The sequence below is a fragment of the Cellulomonas composti genome (assembly GCF_007990245.1).
In the GTDB taxonomy this organism is placed as follows: Bacteria; Actinomycetota; Actinomycetes; order Actinomycetales; family Cellulomonadaceae; genus Cellulomonas; species Cellulomonas composti.
Window position 1 is genome coordinate 91864 of record NZ_BJWG01000003.1, and the last position, 24446, is coordinate 116309.

The 24446-nt window shown below is 73.3% G+C and carries 22 protein-coding genes; 9 read left to right on the plus strand and 13 right to left on the minus strand.

Features of this window, described 5'->3' with window-relative positions; genetic code table 11:
- The first annotated feature begins 36 nt into the window (after positions 1–36).
- Complete coding sequence (lexA, locus tag CCO02nite_RS04630) at positions 37–774, plus strand: transcriptional repressor LexA (protein ID WP_146841880.1); 738 nt, start codon at positions 37–39, stop codon at positions 772–774.
- Between the two features lie 144 nt (positions 775–918).
- Here lexA and CCO02nite_RS04635 read toward each other — a convergent pair whose 3' ends face one another.
- The 3 genes from CCO02nite_RS04635 to hflX form a co-directional block, all read right to left on the minus strand.
- Entirely contained in the window at positions 919–1932 is a 1014-nt protein-coding gene (locus tag CCO02nite_RS04635) for an L-lactate dehydrogenase (protein ID WP_146841881.1), read from the minus strand.
- A 95-nt stretch (positions 1933–2027) separates the two neighbouring features.
- Positions 2028–4199, minus strand: coding sequence for an ATP-dependent DNA helicase (locus CCO02nite_RS04640; protein WP_371862477.1), 2172 nt, complete (start codon positions 4197–4199; stop codon positions 2028–2030).
- Positions 4200–4204: 5 nt separating this feature from the next.
- Positions 4205–5701, minus strand: a complete 1497-nt coding sequence (gene hflX / locus CCO02nite_RS04645) for a GTPase HflX (protein WP_246117371.1) — start codon at positions 5699–5701, stop codon at positions 4205–4207.
- A gap of 191 nt (positions 5702–5892) precedes the next feature.
- Between hflX and CCO02nite_RS04650 the strand changes: the two genes are divergently transcribed.
- Positions 5893–6531, plus strand: a complete 639-nt coding sequence (locus CCO02nite_RS04650) for a class I SAM-dependent methyltransferase (protein ID WP_146841884.1) — start codon at positions 5893–5895, stop codon at positions 6529–6531.
- The gene (locus CCO02nite_RS04655; RefSeq protein WP_146841885.1) at positions 6528–7964 is read left to right on the plus strand and encodes an MFS transporter; all 1437 of its coding nucleotides are present in this window, start codon (positions 6528–6530) and stop codon (positions 7962–7964) included. The genes CCO02nite_RS04650 and CCO02nite_RS04655 overlap by 4 nt, the downstream gene beginning before the upstream one ends.
- Positions 7965–7994: 30 nt before the next feature.
- Here the strand turns inward: CCO02nite_RS04655 and CCO02nite_RS04660 are convergent, their stop codons facing one another.
- Genes CCO02nite_RS04660 through CCO02nite_RS04680 form a run of 5 tightly spaced genes read right to left on the minus strand, consistent with a single transcriptional unit; the run spans position 7995 to position 11667 of the window.
- Positions 7995–8339: a TlpA family protein disulfide reductase gene (locus tag CCO02nite_RS04660; RefSeq protein WP_146841886.1), complete on the minus strand. Its 345-nt coding sequence runs from the start codon at positions 8337–8339 to the stop codon at positions 7995–7997.
- Positions 8336–9295 (minus strand): diaminopimelate epimerase, encoded by a 960-nt coding sequence (gene dapF, locus CCO02nite_RS04665; protein ID WP_146841887.1) that lies wholly within the window; start codon positions 9293–9295, stop codon positions 8336–8338. The genes CCO02nite_RS04660 and dapF overlap by 4 nt, the downstream gene beginning before the upstream one ends.
- Entirely contained in the window at positions 9292–10251 is a 960-nt protein-coding gene (gene miaA, locus CCO02nite_RS04670) for a tRNA (adenosine(37)-N6)-dimethylallyltransferase MiaA (protein ID WP_146841888.1), read from the minus strand. Before miaA ends, dapF begins: the two co-directional genes overlap by 4 nt.
- Positions 10248–11153, minus strand: coding sequence for a class III extradiol ring-cleavage dioxygenase family protein (locus tag CCO02nite_RS04675; protein ID WP_146841889.1), 906 nt, complete (start codon positions 11151–11153; stop codon positions 10248–10250). The genes miaA and CCO02nite_RS04675 overlap by 4 nt, the downstream gene beginning before the upstream one ends.
- Before the next feature lies 1 nt (position 11154).
- Entirely contained in the window at positions 11155–11667 is a 513-nt protein-coding gene (locus CCO02nite_RS04680; protein ID WP_146841890.1) for a type III secretion system chaperone family protein, read from the minus strand.
- A 54-nt stretch (positions 11668–11721) separates the two neighbouring features.
- Between CCO02nite_RS04680 and CCO02nite_RS04685 the strand changes: the two genes are divergently transcribed.
- Both CCO02nite_RS04685 and CCO02nite_RS04690 read left to right on the plus strand, forming a co-directional pair.
- Positions 11722–12312, plus strand: a complete 591-nt coding sequence (locus CCO02nite_RS04685) for a type III secretion system chaperone family protein (RefSeq protein ID WP_146841891.1) — start codon at positions 11722–11724, stop codon at positions 12310–12312.
- Entirely contained in the window at positions 12309–12827 is a 519-nt protein-coding gene (locus CCO02nite_RS04690) for a type III secretion system chaperone family protein (protein ID WP_146841892.1), read from the plus strand. The genes CCO02nite_RS04685 and CCO02nite_RS04690 overlap by 4 nt, the downstream gene beginning before the upstream one ends.
- A gap of 37 nt (positions 12828–12864) precedes the next feature.
- Here the strand turns inward: CCO02nite_RS04690 and CCO02nite_RS04695 are convergent, their stop codons facing one another.
- Together CCO02nite_RS04695 and miaB are read right to left on the minus strand one after the other, a co-directional pair.
- Positions 12865–15567: an alpha/beta hydrolase gene (locus CCO02nite_RS04695; RefSeq protein ID WP_146841893.1), complete on the minus strand. Its 2703-nt coding sequence runs from the start codon at positions 15565–15567 to the stop codon at positions 12865–12867.
- Between the two features lie 123 nt (positions 15568–15690).
- Positions 15691–17265: a tRNA (N6-isopentenyl adenosine(37)-C2)-methylthiotransferase MiaB gene (gene miaB, locus CCO02nite_RS04700; RefSeq protein WP_146841894.1), complete on the minus strand. Its 1575-nt coding sequence runs from the start codon at positions 17263–17265 to the stop codon at positions 15691–15693.
- A 163-nt stretch (positions 17266–17428) separates the two neighbouring features.
- Here miaB and CCO02nite_RS04705 point away from each other — a divergent pair, with 163 nt between their 5' ends.
- The 4 genes from CCO02nite_RS04705 (at position 17429) to CCO02nite_RS04720 (ending at position 20806) form a co-directional block, all read left to right on the plus strand.
- Complete coding sequence (locus tag CCO02nite_RS04705) at positions 17429–18211, plus strand: amino acid ABC transporter ATP-binding protein (protein WP_146841895.1); 783 nt, start codon at positions 17429–17431, stop codon at positions 18209–18211.
- An 82-nt stretch (positions 18212–18293) separates the two neighbouring features.
- Positions 18294–19139: a glutamate ABC transporter substrate-binding protein gene (locus CCO02nite_RS04710; protein ID WP_146841896.1), complete on the plus strand. Its 846-nt coding sequence runs from the start codon at positions 18294–18296 to the stop codon at positions 19137–19139.
- Positions 19140–19238: 99 nt separating this feature from the next.
- Entirely contained in the window at positions 19239–19928 is a 690-nt protein-coding gene (locus CCO02nite_RS04715; RefSeq protein ID WP_146841897.1) for an amino acid ABC transporter permease, read from the plus strand.
- Positions 19925–20806, plus strand: a complete 882-nt coding sequence (locus tag CCO02nite_RS04720) for an amino acid ABC transporter permease (RefSeq protein WP_146841898.1) — start codon at positions 19925–19927, stop codon at positions 20804–20806. The genes CCO02nite_RS04715 and CCO02nite_RS04720 overlap by 4 nt, the downstream gene beginning before the upstream one ends.
- 55 nt (positions 20807–20861) lie before the next feature.
- Here the strand turns inward: CCO02nite_RS04720 and rny are convergent, their stop codons facing one another.
- The 3 genes from rny to recA all read right to left on the minus strand — a co-directional run bounded on the left by rny (position 20862) and on the right by recA (position 24243).
- Positions 20862–22427 (minus strand): ribonuclease Y, encoded by a 1566-nt coding sequence (gene rny, locus CCO02nite_RS04725; protein ID WP_146841899.1) that lies wholly within the window; start codon positions 22425–22427, stop codon positions 20862–20864.
- Between the two features lie 205 nt (positions 22428–22632).
- Complete coding sequence (locus CCO02nite_RS04730) at positions 22633–23199, minus strand: regulatory protein RecX (protein ID WP_146841900.1); 567 nt, start codon at positions 23197–23199, stop codon at positions 22633–22635.
- Between the two features lie 3 nt (positions 23200–23202).
- Complete coding sequence (gene recA / locus CCO02nite_RS04735) at positions 23203–24243, minus strand: recombinase RecA (protein ID WP_146841901.1); 1041 nt, start codon at positions 24241–24243, stop codon at positions 23203–23205.
- Between the last annotated feature and the right edge of the window lie 203 nt (positions 24244–24446).

Sequence of the window (24446 nt, forward strand, 5' to 3'; positions counted from 1 at the left end):
GAGGCGGCTCAGCCGCCCGGAGCGGGAGGTGGCGTGATGGCGCAGACAGGCGGCGGCGGGCACGATCAGGGCGGCGCGACCGTCCACGAGCTCCCGGACTCCCCCGCCGGATCCGACGGCCTCACGCCCCGGCAGCGGCTCGTGCTCCAGACCATCCGCACGTCGGTCGAGAGCCGCGGCTACCCGCCGAGCATGCGGGAGATCGGTGAGGCGGTCGGCCTGACCAGCCCGTCGAGCGTCAAGCACCAGCTGATGGCGCTCGAGCGCAAGGGCTACCTGCGGCGCGACCCGAAGCGGCCGCGCGCGATCGAGGTCGTTCACCCGGACGACTCGCGCAGCGTCGCCCCGTGGTCCGCGACGGACGACCACGCCGACGACATCGACCGCGACTCGATGCCGGCGCCGTCCTACGTCCCGGTGGTCGGACGGATCGCCGCGGGTGGTCCGATCCTCGCGGAGCAGGTCGTCGAGGACGTGTTCCCGCTGCCGCGCCAGCTCGTCGGGGACGGCGAGCTGTTCCTGCTCAAGGTCGCGGGCGACTCGATGATCGACGCCGCGATCTGTGACGGCGACTGGGTCGTGGTCCGGCGCCAGCCCGTGGCCGAGAACGGCGAGATCGTCGCCGCGATGATCGACGGCGAGGCCACCGTCAAGACGCTGCGGCGCAAGGACGGGCACGTGTGGCTCCTGCCGCACAACGCCGCGTACGCGCCCATCCCCGGCGACGACGCCACGATCCTCGGACGCGTGGTCAGCGTGCTGCGCAGCCTCTGACCGGCACGCGACTGCTGATCGCACGAATGCTGATCGCACGACAGCTGATCGACACCACTGCTGATCGACACGACGACGCGCCGCCCGCACCCGTCAGGGTGAGGGCCGCGCGTCGTTCGTCGGGCAGCGCGGGGTACGAGCCGGCTAGAAGCCGAACTGGCGCGCCACGGCCTTCAACCGCACGGCCGAGGCGCGCAGACCCGCGAGCTCGTCGACCGACATCGGCGTCCGCATCCGCGCGCCCGCACCGTGCGCTCCGACGATCGTCGGGACCGAGAGGCACACGTCGTCGATGCCGTAGTAGTTCTCGAGCAGCGTCGAGACGGGCAGGATGTTCTGCTCGTCCTTGAGCACCGCCTCGATGATGCGCGAACCGGCGAGCGCGATCGCGTAGTTCGTCGCGCCCTTGCCCTCGATGATCTTGTAGGCCGACTCGACGACCTCGTGCGCGATGCGGTCGCGGACCTCCTGCGTGAGCGGACCGGTGCCTGCCTGGCCCTCCCACTCGAGCAACGGCACGGCGCCGATCGACGCCGAGCTCCACAGCGGCAGCTCGGAGTCGCCGTGCTCGCCCGCGATGTACCCGTGCACGCTCTGGACCGCGACGCCGGTGTACTGCCCGATGAGGTAGCGCAGCCGCGACGAGTCGAGCACGGTGCCCGAGCCGAAGAGCTGGTTGGAGGGCAGCCCGGAGATCTTCAGCGCGGCGTAGGTGACGACGTCGACCGGGTTGGTCACCATCACGTAGACGGCGTGCGGCGCGACCTCGACGAGCTGCGGCAGCACCTTGCGGACGAGCCCGATCGTCCCCTCCGCGAGGTCCAGCCGGGACTGGCCGGGCTTCTGCTTGGCACCCGCCGTGAACATGATGATGTCCGCGTCGGCGCACACCTCGATCTCGTCGGACCCGACGACCTCCGCCATCTGCATGAACTGGATGCCGTGGCCGAGGTCGAGCGCCTCTGCCTCGACCTTCGCCTTGTTGACGTCGTACAGCGCGACCGAGCGCGCCGCGCCGCGCATGAGCGCCGCGTAGGCCATCGTCGAGCCGACGGCACCCGCGCCGACGATCGCGAGCTTCGACGGACGCCGCACCGGCCGTTCGTTGGTCGTCTGCTCCTGCCGGTCGCCGTCGGCCTGGTCGCCGCTGTCACTCATCTGTGTCTCCCCGTCGTCGGCCGTGCTCGTGCGTGCCGTGCTCGTGCGTGCCGTGCTCGTGCGTGCCGTGCTCGTGCGGTGGTCAGGCTAGCCGCTCAGGAGTCCCGCAGCCGCGCGAGGGCGGCCAGGACGACGTCGCGGTCGTCCGTCCGCCAGAAGGGCGGCATGGAGCGCGCGAGGAAGTCGCCGTAGCGCGCGGTGGCGAGGCGCGGGTCGAGCACCGCGACGACGCCGCGGTCGTCCAGACCACGCACGAGGCGACCCGCGCCCTGCGCGAGCAGCAGCGCGGCGTGTGCGGCGGAGACCGCCATGAAACCGTTCCCGCCGGCGGCGGCGACCGCCTCGGACCGGGCCGAGCGCACCGGGTCGTCCGGCCGAGGGAACGGGATGCGGTCGATCAGCACCAGCCGGCACGCCCGGCCCGGGACGTCGACGCCCTGCCACAGCGACAGCGTCCCGAACAGGCACGTCGGCTCGTCTGCGGCGAACTGCCCGACGAGCGTCGGGAGCTGGTCGTCGCCCTGCAGCAGCACCGGCACATCGAGCCGTTCCCGCATCGCCTCGGCCGCGGCCGTCGCGGCACGCCGCGAGGAGAACAGCCCGAGCGTGGCACCGCCCGATGCGCGCACGAGCGCCTCGATCTCGTCGAGCTGGGCGTCGGTCGCGGGTTCGCGGCCCGGTGGCGGCAGCCGGCGCGCGACGTAGCAGATCCCCTGCCGGGGGTAGTCGAACGGGCTCCCCACGTCCAGTCCGTGCCACGGCGCGGTCGCCGGTTCGGGCCGATCGGGCTGCGGCGGCGGAAGTGCCGTCCCGGCCGCCTCGGGCGGCGCCGCGTGGTCGGGTCCGGGCAGGCTCGTCGGACCCTCGGGCTCCGCGTCGGGCCGGCGTGTCAGACCGAGCGTGCGCGCCAGCGGCTCGAACGACCCGCCGAGGGCGAGCGTGGCCGAGGTCAGGACGCCCGAACGACCGGCGAGCAGGTGAGTGCGGATCAGCCCGTTGACTGCCAGCGGCGCGGCGTGCAGGCGCGTCTGGATCGCGCCGGAACGGTCCTCGCCCCGCTCGCACCACAGCACCGACCGCGCAAGGTCCTCAGGGTCGGCGGTCATCCGCTCGGCCGTCTCGAACAGCGTGAGCACGGCCGAGACCGCCATCTGACGGCCGCCGTCCGGCGCCGGCTTGTCCGCACCGCCCGCCGTCGGACGCAGGAGCGACATGAGGGTTCGTGCGGCGTCGCGCACCGCCGCGGCCGCGTCGTGCACAGCGGGCGGCAGTCCCGCCGCGAACCGGCCCTCGGGCAGTGCCACGAGGGCCACCGCCAGCGCGTCGCCCGCGGCCTCGAGGTCGCTCGACGGCACGCCACCGTGGCGCCGGGCGAGCCGCGCGGCGTGCTGGACGGTGCCGAACGACAGCTCCGCGGTCGCCTGCGCGGTCACTCTGTCGGCGAGCTCGTGCGCCTCGTCGACGACGAGGACCTCGTGCTCCGGGAGCACGCCGGGCGACCCCGATGCGGCGATCCCGAGCATCGCGTGGTTCGTCACGACGACGTCGGCGCTGCGCGAGCGCGCCCGCGCATGCTCCGGGAAGCACTCGGTGACGAGCGGGCACTTCTGACCGAGGCACTCCATCGACATCACCGAGACCTGCCGCCACGCGCGGTCGGTCACGCCGGGCACCAGGTCGTCGCGGTCGCCCGTCTCGGTCTCGATCGCCCACGCGCGCACCCGCAGCACCTGCTCGCCGAGCGACTCGCGGCGGTCGCCCGCCGCACCGGCCGTCGGCGGGTGCTCCGCCGCGCCCGCCGGCTCGCCGACCTCGAACAACGTGCCCTGCTCGTCCGCGGGGTAACCACCCTCGACCTTGTGCTTGCAGAGGTAGTTGTGCCAGCCCTTGAGGAGCGCCACCTCGGGGCGACGCGGCAACCGCGGGGCGAGCGCGTCGGCGACGATCGGCAGGTCGCGTGTCAGGACCTGGCGCTGCAGCGCGAGCGTCGCCGTGGACACGACGACCCGCTCGTCGGTCAGCACCGCGTGCCGCACGGCGGGCACGAGGTAGCCGAGCGACTTGCCCGTACCGGTCCCCGCCTGCACCAGCAGGTGCTCGCCGGCCTCGATGCTGTGCGCGACGGCGCGCGCCATCTCGTGCTGCCCGTCGCGGCGGGCGCCGCCGAGCGCGCCGACGGCCAGGTCGAGCAGTTCGTCGACCGTCGGGTCGTCCCCCCGCGTCGGGGTGGTCGCCCCGGTAGCCGCGGGCGCGGGTGCTTCCGCCACGCGCGTCAGGCGTGACGCACGGCGACCGCGTCGAGCTCGGCCGCGAGCGCGCTGTCGACGCGCGCGCGCAGCGCCGTCCCGTCGGCCGTGTGCTCCTCGCGCTCGATGTCGCCGGCCTCGTGCGCACGGCTCACCAGGTCACCCCGGTGGTACGGCACGACGAGGTCGACCAGGACGCCCGGGCGCGGCAGCAGGTCGGCGACCAGCGCCTGCAGCTCCTCGATGCCCTCGCCCGAGTGCGCGGAGACCACGATCGAGTGCACCTCGCGCGAACGCAGGCGCGCGATCGCCTCCTCGGTCGCGAGATCGGCCTTGTTCAGCACGATCACCTCGGGCACGTCCATCGCCCCGGGGATGTCGGCGAACACATGCCGCACCGCGGCGATCTGTCCCTCCGGATCGGGGTGCGAGGCGTCCACGATGTGCAGGATCAGGTCGGCGTCGGCGACCTCCTCGAGCGTCGAACGGAACGCCTCGACGAGCTGGTGCGGCAGCGCGCGCACGAAGCCGACGGTGTCGGCGAGCGTGTAGAGCCTGCCGTCCGGGGTGTGCGCACGGCGTACGGTCGGGTCCAGCGTCGCGAACAGCGCGTTCTCGACGAGCACGCCCGCGCCCGTGAGCCGGTTCAGCAGCGACGACTTGCCGGCGTTGGTGTAGCCCGCGATCGCGACCGAGGGCACGGCGTTCTTGCGCCGCGACGAGCGCTTCGCGATGCGCGCGGGCTCCATCGCCGCGATCTCACGGCGCAGCTTGGCCATCCGGTTGCGGATCCGGCGACGGTCGAGCTCGATCTTGGTCTCGCCCGGACCACGCGAACCCATGCCGGCCCCCGCGCCGCCGACCTGGCCACCGGCCTGCCGCGACATCGACTCGCCCCAGCCGCGCAGGCGGGGCAGCAGGTACTCGAGCTGCGCGAGCTCGACCTGCGCCTTGCCCTCCCTCGACTTCGCGTGCTGCGCGAAGATGTCGAGGATCAGGGCCGTACGGTCGACGACCTTGACCCGCACGATGTCCTCGAGCGCGCGCCGCTGCGACGGCGAGAGCTCGCCGTCCACGACCACGGTGTCCGCCCCGACCGCGGCGACCACCGAAGCCAGCTCGGCCGCCTTGCCGGAGCCCAGGTACGTCCCCGGGTCGGGCGAACGACGCCGCTGGAGCATGCCGTCGAGCACCTCGGACCCCGCGGTCTCGGCGAGGGCCGCAAGCTCGCGCATCGACACCTCGGCGTCGTGCACCGTGCCCGCACCCCACAGCCCGACGAGCACGACCTTCTCGAGCCGCAGCGCGCGGTACTCGACCTCGGTGACGTCCTCGAGCTCGGTCGACAGACCCGCGACGCGGCGCAGCGACGTGCGCTCCTCGAGGTCGAGCTGAGCACCGTCGTACGACGAGTGGATGGTGCCGCCGGCGTGCACCGCGGTACCGGCCCTCGCGAGCACCCGGGCCACCACGTCGTCGGCGACGTCTCGGGCCGCGCGGGTGCCTTCAGGGGTGGGCGACAGGTCGTTCACGCGGTACCTCTCGGGAGTGTGGTCGGCGATGCCTCCAGGGTCGCACGCGGCACCGACACGCGGCGACCGCTTTGCGGCCCTTCCCCTCAGGGCGAAGCACCGCGCGACCTCGCACCCACCGATCCACACGGCCCGTGCGCCCCCTGCGGCCCGCGTCGGTGCCCACGGGTAGGGTGCCGCGCGTGGGCGACGTCGAGCACTACTTCACTGCGCAGCCGGCGACCTCCGACGAGCGGCGCACGATCGCCGTGCACCTCGCCGGGCGCGAGCTGCGGCTCGAGACCGCGGGCGGCGTGTTCTCACCCGACCACGTCGACCACGCGACCGCGATCCTGCTCGACGAGGTGCCCGCACCCCCGGCGAGCGGCGACCTGCTCGACCTGGGCTGCGGCTGGGGCCCGATCGCGCTGAGCCTGGCGCTGCTCTCCCCCGACGCGAGCGTGTGGGCGGTCGACGTCAACGAGCGTGCCCTCGACCTCACCCGTCGCAACGCGGCCGCCGCCGCGGTCGAGGTGCAGGCTGTCCTGCCCGACGACGTGCCCGCGCACGTGCGGTTCGCCGCGATCTGGTCCAACCCGCCGATCCGGGTCGGCAAGGCCGCGCTGCACGAGCTGCTGCTGCGGTGGCTGCCGCGGCTCGCTCCGGGCGGCGCCGCCTACCTCGTCGTGGGCAGGAACCTGGGCGCGGACTCGCTGCAGCGCTGGCTCGTCGACGAGCTCGTGCCGATGGTCCTCCCAGGCGCGGCGGTCGATCGCGTCACGAGCGCGCGGGGCTTCCGGGTGCTGCGCGTCCTGGCGCCGCCGGACGGCCCCGCGACATGACGGCCGACCCGACGGGCAGCCCGACGAACGACCGGACGAACGACCGGGTGTCCGACGAGGCCGCGGTCGGGTCGGTGCTCGGCGCTGCGGCGCTGCGCTCGGCCTGGCGCGGGCTGCTGCCGACGACGATCGCGCTGTGCGGCCTTGTGCTGCTCGCGGCGTTCGAGTCGCTAGCGGTGACGACGGTGATGCCCGTGGTCTCGCGCGAGCTCGACGGAGCAGCGCTGTACGGGCTGGCGTTCGCCGCACCGCTCGCGGCCGGCGTCGTCGGCATGGTCGCCGCGGGAACGTGGGCGGACCGCGTCGGTCCGCACCAGCCGCTCGTCGTGGCCGTGGCCGTCTTCGCCGCGGGGCTCACGGTCGCGGCCGCGGCACCCTCGATGCTGCTGCTCAGCGCCGGGCGGCTCGTGCAGGGGCTGGGCGGCGGCGCGTTCGTCGTCGTCAGCTACGTCGTCGTGGCAAGGCTGTACCCGGCGGACCTGCACGCGCGCGTGTTCGCGTGGTTCTCGGCCGCCTGGGTGATCCCCTCGCTCGTCGGACCGCCCGTGGCCGGTGCGCTCGCCGAGAGCGTCGGCTGGCGCTGGGTGTTCGGCTCCGTCGCGGTCATCGTCGTGCCCGTCGCCGTCCCGGTGGTGCTGCGCGTGCGCGGGCTCGGCCCCCCGGCGAGGACACCGGTGCGTGGCGCGGGGCCCCGCCGCCTGCCGTGGGCGGTGCTCGCGGCAGGTGCGGTCCTCGCGCTCGGGCTCGCCGCGGAGGTGCCGGGCGCGATGCGTGTCTGGCTCGCGCCGGCGGCCGTCGTCGTCGCGCTCGTCGCGCTGCGGCCGTTGACCCCGCCGGGGACGCTCGTCGCCAGGCGAGGGCTGCCGGCCGTCGTGGCGAGCCGCGGGCTGCTCGCGGGCGCGTTCTTCGGCGCCGAGGTCTACCTGCCGTACATGCTCGCGCGCCGCTACGGCCTCGCCCCGACGATCGCGGGCGTCACGCTGACCGCTGCGGCGATCGCGTGGGCCGGGGCGTCCTGGCTGCAGGGTCGCCTGGGGCGGAGGCTCCCGAGCCGCACCGCGATCCGGATCGGCACGACGACGGTCGCGGTCGCCATCGCCGCCACCGCCGCGGTGGCCGCGACGCACGCCGCCGTCGGCTGGGCGGTGGCCGCGTGGGCCTGCGCGGGCGCCGGGATGGGTCTGGTGTACGCACGCCAGACCGTGCTGGTCCTCGAGTACTCGCCGTCGGGCACCGAGGGCGCCAACAGCTCGTCGCTGTCGATCACCGACTCCGTCGGGGCCTCGCTCGCGCTCTCGGCGACCGGGATCGCGTTCGCCGCGGCGGGCGGGGCGACGACGCAGTCGGCCTACACGACCGCGTTCGTGCTCACCGCGGTGCTCGCGGCCGCGGCGGCCCTCGTCGCACCCCGCGTCGCGGTCGCGGCGCGCTGACCCCGGCGCCGAGCGCGGGACGCCACCGGCTCAGGTTCGGGGCGTCACCGCGGTGACCTCGGCGAGGGCGGCACGCACCTGGGCCAGGGTCGGGATGCCCGTCGCCCGACGGCGCACGCGCCCCGCGGCGTCCAGCACCAGCACGGTCGGCGTCACCGCGATCTCCAGCCTCTGTCCGAGAGCGGTGTCCCGCGCGACGTCCAGCTCGACGTGGCGCACGCCGGGCCACGTCGCGACCGCGCGCTCCACGACCAGCCGGGTCGCCCGGCACGGCTGGCAGAAGGTGCTCGAGAACTGCACGACGGTCGCGACCTCACCCAGGGCGCTGCCGAGGTCGGCGGGCGTCAGGACCGTCGGGTTCTCCGCCCCGCTCACCGACCGACCAGCGCGGCCAGGTCGACGTCGGCCTCCGCGACGAGCACCGCGGGTCCCGCGAGCTCCGCATGGTCCGCGCCGAGCGCCGTGACGCGCACGGTCCCCCCGGGCACGTCGACGTACCAGACGTCGGGCGCGCCGGCGCCGGCCCAGGCCCGCACGGCCATCGCCGCCGCGACGGCGCCCGTTCCGCACGAGCGGGTCTCGCCCACGCCGCGCTCGTGCACCCGCATGCGCACCCGCCCGACGAGCACGCCGTCGACCGTCGCCTCGCCGAGCGGGACGACGAGCTCGACGTTGGTGCCGTGCGGTGGGACCGGACTGACCGACGGGGCGTCGGCCAGCCGCGCGGCCTCGAGCTCGGCCACGTCGGGCAGCGCCAGCACGGTGTGCGGGTTGCCGACGTCGACCGAGAGCGCGGGACGGGCGACCGCGAGCCCGGGCACCTCGACCTCCGCGTCGTGACCCGCCGCGAGCGCCGCCGCGCCCCCTGGCAGGTGCCAGCGGCCGATGTCGAACGCGAGCCACGACAGGTCGCCGTCCGGTCCGGCGGCACGACGAACGGTCATCGCCCCGGAGCGCGTCCCAACGACCAGCTCCTCGTCGGACGCGGCCCACAGCCCGAGGTGCTCCAGGTAGCGCGCGAAGACGCGCACGCCGTTGCCGCACATCTGCGCGACCGAACCGTCGGCGTTGCGGTAGTCCATGAACCAGCGCGCCCGGGGCTCGGTCGCCAGCACGGCGGTGCCCTCGGCGAGCTCGGTGGAGGCGATCAGCCGGATCACGCCGTCGCCGCCCACTCCCGCACGACGGTCCGCGAGGGCCCGGACGAGCGGTGCGTCGAGGTCCAGGAGACCGGCGCGGTCGTCGAGCAGGACGAAGTCGTTCTGCGTGCCGTGGCCCTTGGTCACGCGCAACGTCCGCGCGGGGTGCGCGGCGGGCGCGGGGGCGGTCATGAGCCCAGGGTACGGCGCGGCGTCGGGTCGTCGGTCGCGAGCCCGAGCCGTCCCGCGTCGGCAGCGGCGACCAGCCCGAGCGCGCGCGCGACGAGATCCGGGTCACGTGCGTCCAGCCAGTGCACGCGCGGGTCGCGGCCGAACCAGCCCATCTGCTTGCGCGCGAGCCGGCGGGTGCCCGCGGCGATCGCCTCGCGAGCCTCGTCGGGCGTGAGCTCGCCGCGCAGCTGTGCCGCGGTCTCGGCGTACCCGACGGCGCGTGCCGCGGTGCGACCGAGCCCGTGCCTGAGCAGCCCTTCGACCTCCGCGACCAGGCCGCGCGCAAGCATCGTGTCGACGCGTCGCTCGATCCGCTCGTCCAGCACCGCGCGGTCGCAGTCGAGACCGAGCTGGACGGCGGGCACCTCGTACACGTGCTGCGGCAGCGACGCGGAGTACCGCCGGCCCGTCAGCTCGATCACCTCGAGCGCGCGCACGATCCTGCGCGCGTTGCGCGGACCGATCGCCGCGGCCGCCGCCGGGTCGCTCGCCGCCAGCTCGTCGTGCAGCGCGCGCGACCCCTCGGCCTCCACGCGCTCCTCGAGCCGGGCCCGCACCTGCGGGTCCGTGCCCGGGAAGTCCATGTGGTCCAGCAGCGCGCGCACGTACAGACCCGAGCCGCCGACCGCGACCGCGCGTCGCCCCGCGTCGTGGCACGCGCTCACCGCTGACCGCGCGAGCGACTGGTAGTCCGCGACCGACGCCTCGTCGCGCGGATCGAGCACGTCCAGGACGTGGTGCGGGACGCCGCGGCGCTCGTCGGGCGTGAGCTTGGCGGTGCCGACGTCCATCCCCCGGTACAGCTGCAGTGCGTCCGCGTTGACGACGTCGCCACCCAGCGCGAGCGCGAGCTCGAGCGCCAGATCCGACTTGCCGGTCGCGGTGGGCCCGACGACCGCGACGACCAGCGGGCTCATGTCCCGTCCTCGGTCACCGGCGCGGTGGTCGACCACGTCCCCACGACGTGCGCGGCACCGAGCACCACCTCACCGCGCACGTCCGCGTGCACGACGAGGCCCGGTGCGCCGTCCCGCATCGCGTCGACCGCGCCGAGCAGCACCTGCCACGGGCCCCAGCCGGTGCACGCGAGCGCGTGCGCCTGCGCCGCATCCCAGCCGGCCAGCCGGGCTCGCGCGGCGTCGTCACCCGAGGCGAGGTCCGCGAGGACGGCCGCGTCGACGCCCGTCGCCCGCGGGTCGTCCGCCAGCGGCGCGTCCGGTCCGTGCCGCCCGCTCGCGGACCCGACGACGACGAGCACGGGCTGCCCGGCAGCCGCATCACCCGAGAACGCTCCGTGCGGGGCCGCGCCCTGCCGCGCGTCGTGCACCAGCGCGGCCCCGAGCCGGCGCAGGTCGGACCCGTCGCCCGTCGGCGGCCCGTCGATCTCGATCACGCGCAGCCCCCCCGTCCAGCCGGCCTCGTCGAGCAGGTGCAGCGCGACGCTCGTCGCCACGGCGGGCACCGCCTCGGTCGGGCCGGTCCGGGCCTGGTCGTCGTCGAGTGCGCCACCGGCCACGACGACCGGCACCGGCCGGCCGAGCAGGCCGTCCGGGACCCCGACAGGCGCGAGCGAGGCCCGCAGCACCCCGCTCCGTTCCCGCACGCACGCGCTCGCCCGCGGGTCGCCGGGCGCGACCACGACGACCGTGCGATCCACCTCCGCCGCGATCGGCTCGTCGGACGCACGCTCGTCGGACCCGCGAATCGCGGTGCGGACCGCGGCGAGCGCGGCCGCCCGCAGGTCCGCCGCGGCGCTCGCCGCGCCCGAGACCCCCGGCACCAGCAGCGCGGTGTCGGGGACCAGTGCGGCGCTCAGCACGTCACTCGTCGGCCTTCGTGAGCAGCGCCCGACCCTCCGCAGCCACGTCCGGGAACACCGTGTCCAGGTGGTCGAACATCCGCAGCGTCGTCGAGATCGCCCAGTTCAGGTGCAGGTCGATCTGCGCGTCCGTGACGCCGAACTCGTAGGACATCGTGTGCTCGGCGTACACGCCGAGCGAGTCACCCTCGATGCGCGCATACCCCTTGGGGAAGAGCTTCTCGACGTGCCACTCGTTGAGCGTGACGAGCATGCGCGGCAGCAGCGACGCGGGGGCCGGCCGCTGCCAGCGCCCGCGGACCTGCAGGAACTCGCGGTCCTTGCCGGGCCGCAGGATGTAGATCAGGTGGTCGTTCCAGCGCCCGCCGAAGTCGCCGTCACCGTCGAGGACGACGCGCGCGCCACGCCGGTGCAGGGTCGCGGCGAGCCGTTCCTGCGTGAGCGCGGGCGGGGCCGCGGGAGGAGCATCCGGGATGAAGGGGATGCTCGAAGGGGAGAACTCGCTGCCGTCCATCGGTTGCCGTTCGTCGTCGGGGCCTGTGCGGGATGACCCTAGTAGTGTCGGCCCATGGCAGCGCACCGGGATCGCGACCACCGGTGGTGGCGGCGACGGTCCGCCCCCACGGCTGGTTCGTCGTCGGTGCACGAGCCGACCGACGACGAGCTGCACGACAGCGTCGCACGGCTGCTGGCGCGTGAGCTCGGTGTGGCCGAGCCGGCCCGCGAGCACCCGAGCCCGGTCTCCCCCGCCCGGATCGCGGCGTGGATGGCCGAGAACGAGTTCAGCTACTTCGTCGACAACGACGGTGACCTGGGCGGTCTGTGGCGCGGCCGGCTGTTCTACTTCTTCCTGTTCGGCGAGCGTTCGGAGATCCTGCAGATCCGCGGTCAGTGGCACCGCGAGATCGCGATCGAACGCCTGGAGGAGGTCCTCGACGTGTGCAACGACTGGAACGCCGACCGGATCTGGCCCAAGGCGTACATCCGGGTGCGGGACAACGGCCGCGTCCACGTGGTCTCCGAGGTCGCGACGGATCTCGAGCACGGCGCCACGGACAGCCAGCTCAGCCAGTTCCTGTTCTGCGGGTTGTCGACCGGCTCGATGCTGTTCGACGCGCTCGACGAGAAGTACCCCGACCCGGCGGGGACCGCGCCGTGAGCGGGCCGGGCTGGCTGCTGCGCGTGCTCGGCGGGCTCCCCAAGCCGACCAAGCGCCCCGCACCCGACGACGAGCCGCCGACCACGCTCACGCGCGACCGGATCGGTGACTACCTGCTGTCCAAGGACTACCGCTTCGTCGTCGACGACGACGGCGACCTGACCGGGACGTGGGACGGGAGCCGGTTCTGGTTCCTGCTGCTCGGCGACAACCAGGAGATCCTGCAGGTGCGCGGCCGGTGGCACCGCCAGCTCCCGCTCGACCAGCGCGCGGCGGTGGGGCTCGCGCTCAACGACTGGAACCGCGAGCGCATCTGGCCCAAGGCGTACGTGCGCGAGGAGGAGGGTCTGCTCGCGCTCTACTCCGAGGTGTCCGCGGACTTCGAGCCGGGCGCGACCGAGGACCAGCTCGCGCAGGTCCTGGCGTGCGGGCTGGGCACCGGTGTCCAGCTGTTCGCCGCGCTCGAGTCGACGCTCCCGACCGCGCCGCCCGCCCCGGACATCCCCGACAACTGAGTCCGGTCCGGGGCGACGGCGGGCGCGATCCGGGCCGTCAGGCCGTGACGTCGCCGTGCAGCGTCAGGCTCGCCGGGCCGAACTGCGACGTGTCGACGACGAGCGTCGTCGAGCGCGTGCCGGTGAACGTGACGCCGCGACGCACCGGCACCTCGATCAGCCCGCCGGTCGAGTAGGCCGGCACGACGACCAGGACCTCGAGGCCGGCCTCGCTCAGCGGTGTCGACGCCGACGCACCGGTGCGGCCTGAGACCCACCCAGGCAGCAGGTCACCGACCGTCAGCTCCGACCCGGTGGGTGCGGCGAAGCTGACCGTGAGGTAGAGCTCCTGCGTCATCGGCTCGGTCAACCGGATGTGCCACTCGAGGCTCTCACCCGGGACCGCGGTCGCGTCGGGATCGACGACCTCGACGGTCGGCCGCGGCGTGTTCGACCGCGTGCTCACGGTGCCGACATAGGAGTCGACGACCGCGTTCCGGGTCGCGCGCAACGCCAGGTACGCGCTCGGGAACGGGCTGCCCTCGTCGACGTACGCGTCGTCGCCGGAGTAGTGGAACGGGACGTCCAGGTACTTCTGCCCGGGCCGGACGGTCATCACCCGACGCTTCACCGAGCCGTCGGTCGACCCGATCGCGTACGCCACCACCCGGGCGGCCACGCTGCTCGACCCGACGACCGGCACGCGCACGTATCCGGTCTGGTCACCGTCGGAGCCGGCATCGAACGTCGTCGCGGCGGGCAGGTCCAGGCGGACGACATCACGCACCCCGATCGACGAGGCCGTCCCGCGCGCGGCCGCGGACACGTCGAGCACGTAGAGCGTCCCTGCGCTCGAGGTCGAACGCAGCGCGATCGAGGTGATCGACGCCCGGTCGATCCCGGCCGGGAACGCGACGCGCACGTTCTGTGCCCACTCGTGGCCGGTCATCGTCGTGGGCAGGGGCGTCGCCTGCCGCAGCGGCACGCTCGCACGGGTCTTGCCGGACCGGTCACGGAACACGACCTCGACGCTCGGCGTCGTCGACTGCGGCGGCGCGACCAGACGCAGGTCGAGATACCGCCGGTAGCGCAGGTCGAGGTCGACCGGGATCGTCGCGAGCGCGCCCTTCGCGCTCCAGCGCAGGCGCAGGAGGGAAGGTGCGGGGTCCGCCCACGACCATGCCTGGGGCGACCAGTGCGGCGAGCCGTGGTCGCGCCCGCAGATCGTCCCACCGAGGCCCGTGTCGGCCCCCGTGCACAGGGTCGACGTCATGCCCGCGGACGGCGTCACCGTGCCGCGCGTACCGGGCACGACGAGCGTGCTGCGCTTCCCACCGACGACGTGGGACAGCACGACCGCGTCGCCGGCCGACGCCGCGCGCACCGGGGTCCCGTCGAGCAGCGGCACCGCCGAGGCGTCGCTCGTCAGGTACGTCCGGGCGGCGGCCGCGATGTAGGTCGCACCCACGGCACGCTGCTCGGTCGCGGTCAGCCGCTGCGGCGCGGAGTCGCCGCACACCGCGTCCGCCGGGTCCCACCAGTCGTCCCATGCGGGAGCGGACGCCGTGCCGGGCGTCCACTGCGAGTTGAAGTAGTTGTGGTTCGCGCCGATCACGAGCACCGCGGACTTCAGGGCGCGGTCGCCGTCGGCGTCCCGGGCGCCCTGGTCGACGTACATCTGGCCCTGCAGGTCGGACACGTCGCCGTCGCAGTACGGCAGCAGCACGGTCGTCGGGACGCCGACCGCGACCTGCTGGCCGAAGTCGGTCGGCGCAACCAGGACCTGTCCCGCGATCGAGAACCTGTCGCCCGCGGCCGCCTGCAGCGCGGCCCGCTGCACGCCCTCGCCGCCGCGCGAGTGGCCGACCGTCATGACCTTGTCCATCGCCAGGTGGCCGCGCAAGGTCGTGCGCTGCGAGGGACCCGTGCCCTTGCCGGCGTTCCAGTCCGCGAGCAGGTTCAGGTGCGCACGCACGAGGATCGCGCGTGCGTCGGCTCCGGCGTCGAGCAGGTCGCCGTCCTGGCCGTTGATCCCGTTCGCCGAGATCGAGACGGTCACGTAGCCCTGGCTCGCGAGCAGACGCTGCGCCTGGGTGTAGCCGAGGTAGCTCGGCACGGGCTTCCAGGATCCGCGGCACGGCCAGTCGATCGACATGTCGTCGGACCCGACCTTGTAGCACGTCGTGTGGCGCCCGTGCAGGAACAGCACGACGGGCCGCTTGCCCGGCGCGCCGACCGGCGCGACGACCTGGCCGACCATCTCGACCTTGGCGGGCATCTCGGGCAGCTTCACCGAGGGCAGCGTGTAGCCGAACGACGTGATGCCGTACGAGCCCCGCACGCCCGGGTCCTTCGTCAGCACCTCGGTGACGGCGGGTACCTTCGCTTGCGCCCGGGGCGTCGCCGCGCCCTCGTCGGGTCCGGCGAGCACGCGGCCGCCCAGGACCACCTGCACCCGTGCCGCCACCACGTCGGTACGACCGGGCACACGCAGGATGTACGCGCCGCCGAACGCGGTCGGCACCCCGAGCAGCGTGCCGTCGAGGGCGAACTCGACGCGCGCGTCCCCGTACGGCAGGGGCTCGTCGGGCTGCCAGGACACCGTGCTGCCGCCCTCGTCGGACGAGACCCGCACGTCACCGGGAGACAGCGTGGCGAGACCCACGGACGGTTCACCGTCCGCCGCACGCGCTGCTGCGGGCGCGAGACCGCCCAGGACCAGTGCGACGACGAACGCCGCACCCCACCGCTGCCGACGCATGCTCTCCCCCTGGTGCCGAGCCCTGCCCGAACCGCCGCTACGGGCGGGCGACGCACCGCGACGGGCGTCACGCCGTCGACAGTAGCGGGACCACGGGGCGCCGGTGGGTGTTTCGCGGGGTGATCAGCGGGCCGGGATCACGGGGATGCCGAGGCTGACCGGTCCCGGGGCGGTCCCGCACCCGTCGGCCCCGGCCCCGCCGCCGTGACCGTGCTCGTCGGAGCCAGCCTGGCGCGCCGCCCAGGCGTCGCCCGCGGTGGTGCGTCGCACGTGGAAGACGCCGCCGGGGAGCGTCGCCGAGTCGGCGACCAGGTGGTGCGGTGCGCCGTGGGTGACGACGACCGTCACGAGGTCGCCCGGACGCGGCAGGACGTCGGCCGCGGCGGCCGGGGGCAGCGCGAGGTGGACCAGCCGGTTGTCGGCGGCACGACCCGTGACCCGGTGGGTCTCGCCGTCCTTGCGGCCCTCCCCCTCGGCGACGAGCACCTGCACGGTGCGGCCGACCTGGGCCTGGTTCTCCTCGAGCGAGATGCGCTCCTGCAGGGCGACCAGCCGCTCGTACCGCTCCTGGACGACGGCCTTCGGCAGCTGGTCGGGCAGGTCGGCGGCCGGGGTCCCCGGGCGCTGCGAGTACTGGAACGTGAAGGCCGACGAGAACCGCGCGGCCTCGACGACACGCAGCGTCTCCTCGAAGTCCTCGTCGGTCTCGCCCGGGAAGCCGACGATGATGTCGGTCGTGATCGCGGCCTGCGGCATCGCCGCACGGACCCGCTCGAGGATCCCGAGGAAGCGGTCGGCGCGGTAGGACCGGCGCATCGCGCGCAGGATGCGGTCCGAACCCGACTGCAGGGGCATGTGGAGCTGCGGCATCACGGTCGGGGTCGCGGCCATCGCCTCGATCACGTCGTCCGTGAACGCGGCGGGGTGCGGCGAGGTGAACCGGACGCGCTCGAGCCCCTCGACCGCGCCCACCGCGCGCAGCAGCTTCGCGAACGCCCCGCGGTCGCCGAAGCCGACGCCGTACGAGTTGACGTTCTGGCCGAGCAGCGTGACCTCGATCGCCCCGGTCGCGACGAGCGCCTCGACCTCGGCGAGGATCTCGCCCGGACGCCGGTCGCGCTCCTTGCCCCGCAGGTGCGGCACGATGCAGAACGTGCACGTGTTGTTGCAGCCGACGCTGATCGACACCCACCCCGCGTAGACCGACTCGCGCCGGGTCGGCAGCGTCGACGGGAAGACCTGCAGCGACTCCTCGATCTCGACCTGGGCCGCGGCGTTGTGCCGCGCGCGTTCGAGGAGGGCGGGAAGCACGTCGAGGTTGTGCGTGCCGAACACCACGTCGACCCACGGCGCCCGCTCGACGATCCCCGCCCGGTCCTTCTGCGCAAGGCAGCCCCCGACGGCGATCTGCATGCCGGGGCGCGCCCGCTTCGTGCCGGCGAGCCGGCCGAGGTTGCCGTACAGCTTGTCCGCCGCGTTCTCGCGCACCGCGCACGTGTTGATGACGATGACGTCGGCGTCCTCGGCGGCGGCGTGCGCCGCGTCGGCCGCCACGTAGCCCGCCTGCTCGAGCATGCCTGCCATGTGCTCGGAGTCGTGGACGTTCATCTGGCAACCGAGCGTCTTGACGAGGTACGTGCGAGCCGCCGGCGTCGCCGTGTCGGCGGCCGGAGCGCTCTCGAGGGAGGTCGTGGACATCACCGTCCAGGGTAGAGCCCCGGCGAACGTGCTCCCGCAGATGCGCGCACGGTTGCGGTGCAGCGCTGTGACCTGCGACGACGTGAGGACGCCCTGCCTGCAGGCGCCGGTCGCGGCAGCCGGCGGGGCTGCAGGATCGGACATTTCACCCTAGGTTCGTCAGATGGCGGACGTCTCGGTCGCACCCTCCACGGCACCTTCCGACGAGGGTGGCGCACTCCTGTCGTTGCGCGCCGTCGAGAAGCACTTCGGCGACCTGCACGTGCTCCGGCACGTCGACCTGACGATCGCCCGCGGCGAGGTCGTGGTCGTCATCGGCCCCTCCGGCAGCGGCAAGTCGACGTTGTGCCGCACGATCAACCGGCTCGAGACGATCGACTCCGGAACGATCACGATCGCGGGGCGCGAGCTGCCCGAGGAGGGCCGCGACCTCGCCCGGCTGCGAGCGCAGGTCGGCATGGTGTTCCAGTCGTTCAACCTGTTCGCGCACAAGACGGTGCTCGAGAACGTGACGCTCGGCCCGATCAAGGCGAAGGGCGTCAAGCGCGCCGCCGCGAAGGAGCGGGCCATGGAACTGCTCGACCGCGTCGGGGTCGCGAACCAGGCGCACAAGCTCCCCGCGCAGCTCTCCGGCGGTCAGCAGCAGCGCGTCGCGATCGCGCGCGCACTGGCCATGGACCCCGAGCTGATCCTCTTCGACGAGCCGACCTCGGCACTGGACCCCGAGATGATCAACGAGGTCCTCGACGTCATGGTCGGTCTCGCGCGCGACGGCATGACGATGCTCGTCGTGACGCACGAGATGGGTTTCGCCCGCCGCGCCGCGGACCGCGTCGTGTTCATGGACGCAGGCGAGATCGTCGAGGAGTCCGATCCCGAGACCTTCTTCACCGCACCGCGCAGCGACCGCGCGAAGGACTTCCTGTCCAAGATCCTCCCCCACTGACCGAGACGAGACCCGATCCCGCACCCCGCATCCGATTCCCGCACGGAACGAGAGAACACCTCACACGAAAGGGACGACTCACATGCGCAACCGACTCCTGAGCCGCAGCATCACCGGGGGTGTCGCCGTGGCGATGCTCCTCGCCCTGGCCGCCTGCTCGTCCGACGACGATCCCGGCAACTCCGGCGACACCGTCCGCATCGGCATCAAGTTCGACCAGCCCGGTCTGGGCTACAAGGACGGCGACACCTACACCGGGTTCGACGTCGACGTCGCCACCTACGTCGCGGGCAAGCTCGGCTACAGCCCGGACCAGATCGAGTTCGTCGAGTCGCCCTCCAAGCAGCGCGAGACGATGCTGCAGAACGACCAGGTGGACATGATCTTCGCCACCTACTCGATCACCGACGAGCGCAAGGAGCTCGTCTCCTTCGCCGGTCCGTACTTCGTCGCCGGGCAGGACCTGCTGGTCGCGGCGGACGACGACTCGATCACAGGACCCGACACGCTCGACGGCAAGAACCTGTGCTCCGTGACCGGGTCCACCTCCGCGAGCCGGATCAAGGAGGAGTACTCGACCGGCACGAACCTGCTCGAGCAGCCCGGCTACTCCGAGTGCGTCACGGCCCTGACGTCGTCGACGGCCGGGACCGTCGACGCCGTGACCACCGACGACATCATCCTGGCCGGGCTGGCGGCGCTGCCCGCCAACAAGGGCAAGGTGAAGGTCGTCGGCAACGTGTTCTCGCAGGAGAACTACGGCGTAGGTCTGCCGAAGGGCTCGGACCAGTGCCAGGCGGTCACCGACGCGATCAACGAGATGATCGCGGACGGCAGCTGGCAGAAGGCCCTCGACGACAACGTCAGCGCCTCGGGCTACGTGCCGAACGCCGAGCTCAACCCCCCGACGCCCGCCGCCTGCGGCTGATGTGACGCGCTCCGTGGCGACCGGGCTCGCACCGGTCGCCACGGAGCGTCGCACCCGGGTACGACGAACAGCTGCACGCGACTGCGGACGGGAGGTCAGGTGGACGGCGACTACCTCGAGCGATACCGCTCGTTGTTCGACCAGTTCGACGTCGTCGCGGCGTTCTGGGTCAACATCCAGCTGACGCTCGCCGCCGGTCTGATCGCACTAGTGCTCGGCACCGCGCTTGCGGTGATGCGGATCTCCCCCGCCCCGAGCCTGCGGTGGGCGGGCTCGACCTACGTCACCCTCGTGCGCAACACCCCGCTCACGGTGATCATCGTGTTCTGCGTGCTCGGGCTCTGGGGGCAGCTCGGCATCACGTTCTCCGACGACTTCAACCGCAACTTCTTCTGGCTCGCCGTGCTCGGTCTGGCGGTCTACCACGCCGCCTTCGTGTGCGAGGCGCTGCGCTCCGGGGTGAACACCGTGCCGGTGGGTCAGGCGGAGGCGGCACGCGCGATCGGGCTCGGGTTCGTGGCCTCGGCGCGGCTCGTGATCCTCCCGCAGGCGTTCCGCGGCGCCGTCGCACCCCTCGGCAACGTGCTCATCGCGCTCGTCAAGAACTCGACCGTCGCGGCCGCCGGGTCGGTCGCCGAGGCATCCGGTCTGATGGCCGAGATGATCGAGTTCCGGCCCGACGTCATCCTGGCGATCTTCTTCACCTTCGCGTTCGGGTTCGTGCTGCTCGTCGTGCCGATCGGCCTGGCGACGACGAGCCTGTCCCGACGCTGGACGGTGGCCCGATGAGCGGCGCGCGCGCCGTGTCGGTGCTCTTCGACGCTCCCGGACCGCGCACCCGGCGCCGGCTCGTGTGGATCAACGTCGCCAGCACCGTCGTCGTGGTCGGGATCGGGCTATGGGCACTGGTTCGCCTGAACGCCAAGGGTCAGCTCGACGCCGACCTGTGGGCGCCGCTGTTCACCGCGAACGCCTGGCGCAACTTCTTCCTCCCTGGCCTGCGTCAGACGATCCTTGCCGCAGGCATCTCGATCATCACCGCCGGCGTCCTGGGCCTCGCGCTCGGCCTCGGCCGGCTCTCCGCCTCCCGGACCATCCGCACCGTGTGCGGCGGTGTCGTCGAGTTCTTCCGTGCCGTGCCCGTGCTGCTCATGATGGTGTTCTTCTACCTCGGGCTGGGGCGCGCGCACGTGGTGGACCCCGCCCAGCTGCCGCTGGTCGCCGTCGTGCTCGGCCTGACGCTCTACAACGGCTCGATCTTCGCCGAGCTGGTCCGCTCGGGCGTGCACGGCCTGCCGCGCGGGCAGCGCGAGGCAGCGCTCGCGCTCGGGCTGCGGCGCGGTCAGTCGTTGCGGCTGGTCGAGGTGCCGCAGGCGATCATCGCGATGCTGCCGGCGATCGCGAGCCAGCTCGTCGTCATCCTCAAGGACACTGCGCTCGGTGCGATCATCACCTACCCCGAGCTGCTGCAGGCGGCGCGCCGGTTCGGTGCCGGCCACGGGAACATCCTGCAGTCGCTCGTCGTCGCCGCCGTGGTGTTCATCGTCATCAACTACCTGCTCACGCGCGTGGCCGACGTGCTCGCCGGGCGGGTGGGCCGCCGCACCGCCGGCCGGGCGCGCACCGAGCCCCCCGGCCTGGCCGTCGACGCCGGACGACCGGGCTGAGCTCGATCCGACGACCGCTCCGCTGGGTCGGGGCCGCTGCGTCGAAGCCGCTGCGTCAGCCGGCGGTCGCGCTCGCGCGCAGCTCGCGGACGACCGTCACCTTGATCTCGCCCGGGTAGGCGAGGTCCGCCTCGATATGCCGTGCGATGGCGACCGCGAGCTGCGGCAGCGCACGGTCGTCCACCTGCTCGGGTTCGACGAGCACGCGCACCTCGCGGCCGGCGGACATCGCCAGCGCCCGGCGCACGCCGGCGTGCGCCGCGACGAGCGCCTCGAGCTTGTCCATCCGCTCGATGTACTGGTCGAGCTCCTGGCGCCGGGCCCCTGGGCGCGCGGCGGAGATCGCGTCGGCGACCTGCACCAGCACCGCCTCGACCGTCTCGAGCGGGACCTCGTCGTGGTGCGCGGCGATCGCGTTGACCACGACGTCGGACTCCCCGTGCCGCCGGGCCAGGTCGGCCCCGATGCTCGCGTGCGTGCCCGGGAGCTCGGCGGTCAGTGCCTTGCCGATGTCGTGCAGGAACGCCCCGCGGCGTGCGACCGCGACGTCCGCACCGACCTCGGCGGCGAGCGCGGCCGCGAGCAGCGCCGTCTCGACGAGGTGCTCGAGAACGTTCTGGCCGTAGGACGTGCGCAGCCGGAGCTGCCCCAGTGTGCGCACGAGCGTGGGGTGCAGGTCCGCCACCCCCGCACGCTCGGCCGCTTCGTGACCGGCTGCCAGCGTGCGCTCGGGGGCGCTCGCGAGCGCCTCGGCGTACGTCTCCTCGATGCGCTGCGGGTGGATCCGGCCGTCGGTCATGAGCGCGTCGAGCGTGACCTGGGCGACCTCGCGCCGCTCGGGGTCGAAGCACGAGAGGACCACCGCGTCGGGCTGCTCGTCGATCAGCACGTTGACGCCGGTCAGCGCCTCGAAGGACCGGATGTTGCGGCCCTCCTTGCCGATGATCCGGCCCTTCATCTCGTCCGAGGGCAGCGGGAGCACGGTGATCGCCGCCTGCGAGCTCGTCGCGACCGCGGTGCGCTGCACGGCGGTCGCGACGATGCGGCGAGCCCGCGCATCCGCGGTCCGGCGCGCCTGCGCCTCGGTCCGACGCACCCGTGCCGCGGCGTCGTTCTCTGCCTGCTCGGTGATCCGACGGGTGAGCTCGGCACGTGCGTCCTGCGCCGTCAGCCCGGTGACGGACTCGAGCTCGGCGAGAGCCTTCTCCTGCGCACGCTCGACCTCCTCGCGCGCGGCACGCGTCGCCTCGGTCATCCGGTCGTTCGCGAGCCGCTCGGTCTCGACGAGCCGCTTCTCGGCGGAGCGCTCCGCCTCGGCGAGGCGCCTGTCGGCATCGCGCTCGGCCTGTGCCGCGGCGCGCTCACGCTCGCGGGCCCGGTGCTCGAGCTCGGTCGTGCGCACCGACTGCGCCTCGAGAGCCTCGGCCCGCTCGACGGCCCGCCGTTCGCGACGCTCGGCGTCGCTGAGCAGCGCGCGCGCCTCGTCCTTGATCGAGGCCACGTCCTGTGCGGCCTGCGAGCGCTGGGCCGCGGCCTCGCGACGCGCCAGCAGCACCAGGATCAGGGCGACCAGGCAGAGACCGAGCAGGCCGATGACGGTCCCCCACCCACCATCGCCCATGCGACCCTCCGATCCTCGTCGTCGGCTCATTCTCGCCCACGGGACCGCGTGTTCCGCTCACGACACGGAAGCGATCCACCGTCCGGTCGATCGTGCACGCGGCGTTCCGGTCGAACCGGACGGGAGTCCGACACCCGGTGGCCGGACACGCGCCACGACCAGCATCGTCACGTCCCTCGCCCGGCGACTCGCCCGTCGACTCGGCCTACTCCTGACCCGACTCCAGGTGACCGTCGTCATCGTCGACGCCCTCGGTCGCGAGCGCCTCGCGCACGAGCCGGCCGACAAGTCCGGGCGGGTACCCCTTGCGCCCCAGCGCCGCGAGCGTACGCCGCTGACGCACCATGGGATCGAGGCCTGCGGTCGCCGCCAGCCGGCGCCGGACGAGCTCCCGGGCTGCCGCCTCCTCGTCGTCGGCGTCGAGCTGGCCGAGCGCCTCCTCGGCGTCCTCGTCACCCACGCCGCGGCGCCGCAGCTCGACCGCGATCGCCCGGCGCGAGAGCCCACGTTCGGCGTGCCGCGTCCGCACGAGCATGCGCGCGTACTCGGCGTCGTCGACCAACCCGACCTCGCAGTACCGGTCGAGCACCCGCTGGGCGATCTCGTTCGGCACGTCGCGCTTCGCCATCGCCTCGGCGAGCTGGGCTCTGCTGCGCGGCGCACCCGTGAGCAACCGCAGCGCGATCGTCCGCGCGACGGACTCGTGGTCCGGTTCGGGATCCTGCGCCGCCGAGCCGCTCGTGGGCGGCTCGGCGGCGTCACGACGAGCCACGGATCAGAAGTCGACCGCGGGCGGGGCGTCGGCAGGTGCGTCGAGCCGCGCCCCGATGCCGAGCTTCTCCTTGACCTTCTTGTCGATCTCGTCGGCCAGGTCCGGGTTGTCACGCAGGAACTTGCGCGCGTTCTCCTTGCCCTGCCCGAGCTGGTCGCCCTCGTAGGTGAACCAGGCCCCGGACTTGCGGATGAACCCGTGCTCGACGCCCATGTCGATCAGCGATCCCTCGCGCGAGATGCCGACGCCGTACAGGATGTCGAACTCGGCCTGCTTGAAGGGCGGCGCGAGCTTGTTCTTGACGACCTTGACGCGCGTGCGGTTGCCGACCGCGTCGGTGCCCTCCTTGAGGGTCTCGATGCGCCGGATGTCCAGGCGCACCGACGCGTAGAACTTGAGCGCCTTGCCGCCCGTGGTGGTCTCCGGGCTGCCGAAGAACACGCCGATCTTCTCGCGCAGCTGGTTGATGAAGATCGCGGTGGTGCCCGACGAGTTGAGCGCGCCGGTGATCTTGCGCAACGCCTGCGACATCAGACGGGCCTGGAGCCCGACGTGGCTGTCGCCCATCTCGCCCTCGATCTCGGCCTTCGGCACGAGCGCCGCGACCGAGTCGATCACGACGATGTCGATCGCGCCGGAGCGGATCAGCATGTCCATGATCTCCAGCGCCTGCTCGCCCGTGTCCGGCTGCGAGACCAGCAGGGCGTCGGTGTCGACGCCCAGCTTCTTGGCGTACTCCGGGTCCAGCGCGTGCTCGGCGTCGATGAACGCCGCGATACCGCCGGCCTTCTGCGCGTTGGCCACGGCGTGCAGCGCGACCGTCGTCTTGCCCGAGGACTCCGGGCCGTAGATCTCGACCACACGGCCGCGCGGGAGCCCGCCGATGCCGAGCGCGACGTCCAGCGCGATCGAGCCGGTCGGGATGACCTCGACGGGGGCACGCCCCTCGTCGCCGAGGCGCATGATCGAGCCCTTGCCGAACTGACGGTCGATCTGGGACAGGGCGGCCTCGAGGGCCTTCTCACGGTCCTGGGGTGCTGCCATGGTGCGCCACCTTCGTGCTCGAGCAGCTGTGTCGCTGCGCCGTCGGGAACTGGTCCTTTGTCGTCGCGGGTGACGCTATGCCCGACCACCGACACGCCCTCCTCCCCCGCGGCCCGATGTGGATCGGGCCACCCCCCGAAAGGGCTGGGGGCGGCTGGTGCCACCCGCGGACCACCATACCGAACAGACGTTCGATCACGCGC

Excerpts from the sequence above, each read along its gene's own strand:
- lexA (WP_146841880.1), top strand. The coding sequence starts at position 37 with ATGGCGCAGACAGGCGGCGGCGGGCACGATCAGGGCGGCGCGACCGTC.
- CCO02nite_RS04635 (WP_146841881.1), bottom strand. The coding sequence starts at position 1,932 with ATGAGTGACAGCGGCGACCAGGCCGACGGCGACCGGCAGGAGCAGACG.
- CCO02nite_RS04655 (WP_146841885.1), top strand. The coding sequence starts at position 6,528 with ATGACGGCCGACCCGACGGGCAGCCCGACGAACGACCGGACGAACGAC.
- dapF (WP_146841887.1), bottom strand. The coding sequence starts at position 9,295 with ATGACCGCCCCCGCGCCCGCCGCGCACCCCGCGCGGACGTTGCGCGTG.
- miaA (WP_146841888.1), bottom strand. The coding sequence starts at position 10,251 with ATGAGCCCGCTGGTCGTCGCGGTCGTCGGGCCCACCGCGACCGGCAAG.
- CCO02nite_RS04680 (WP_146841890.1), bottom strand. The coding sequence starts at position 11,667 with ATGGACGGCAGCGAGTTCTCCCCTTCGAGCATCCCCTTCATCCCGGAT.
- CCO02nite_RS04685 (WP_146841891.1), top strand. The coding sequence starts at position 11,722 with ATGGCAGCGCACCGGGATCGCGACCACCGGTGGTGGCGGCGACGGTCC.
- CCO02nite_RS04695 (WP_146841893.1), bottom strand. The coding sequence starts at position 15,567 with ATGCGTCGGCAGCGGTGGGGTGCGGCGTTCGTCGTCGCACTGGTCCTG.
- miaB (WP_146841894.1), bottom strand. The coding sequence starts at position 17,265 with ATGTCCACGACCTCCCTCGAGAGCGCTCCGGCCGCCGACACGGCGACG.
- CCO02nite_RS04705 (WP_146841895.1), top strand. The coding sequence starts at position 17,429 with ATGGCGGACGTCTCGGTCGCACCCTCCACGGCACCTTCCGACGAGGGT.
- CCO02nite_RS04710 (WP_146841896.1), top strand. The coding sequence starts at position 18,294 with ATGCGCAACCGACTCCTGAGCCGCAGCATCACCGGGGGTGTCGCCGTG.
- CCO02nite_RS04720 (WP_146841898.1), top strand. The coding sequence starts at position 19,925 with ATGAGCGGCGCGCGCGCCGTGTCGGTGCTCTTCGACGCTCCCGGACCG.
- rny (WP_146841899.1), bottom strand. The coding sequence starts at position 22,427 with ATGGGCGATGGTGGGTGGGGGACCGTCATCGGCCTGCTCGGTCTCTGC.
- recA (WP_146841901.1), bottom strand. The coding sequence starts at position 24,243 with ATGGCAGCACCCCAGGACCGTGAGAAGGCCCTCGAGGCCGCCCTGTCC.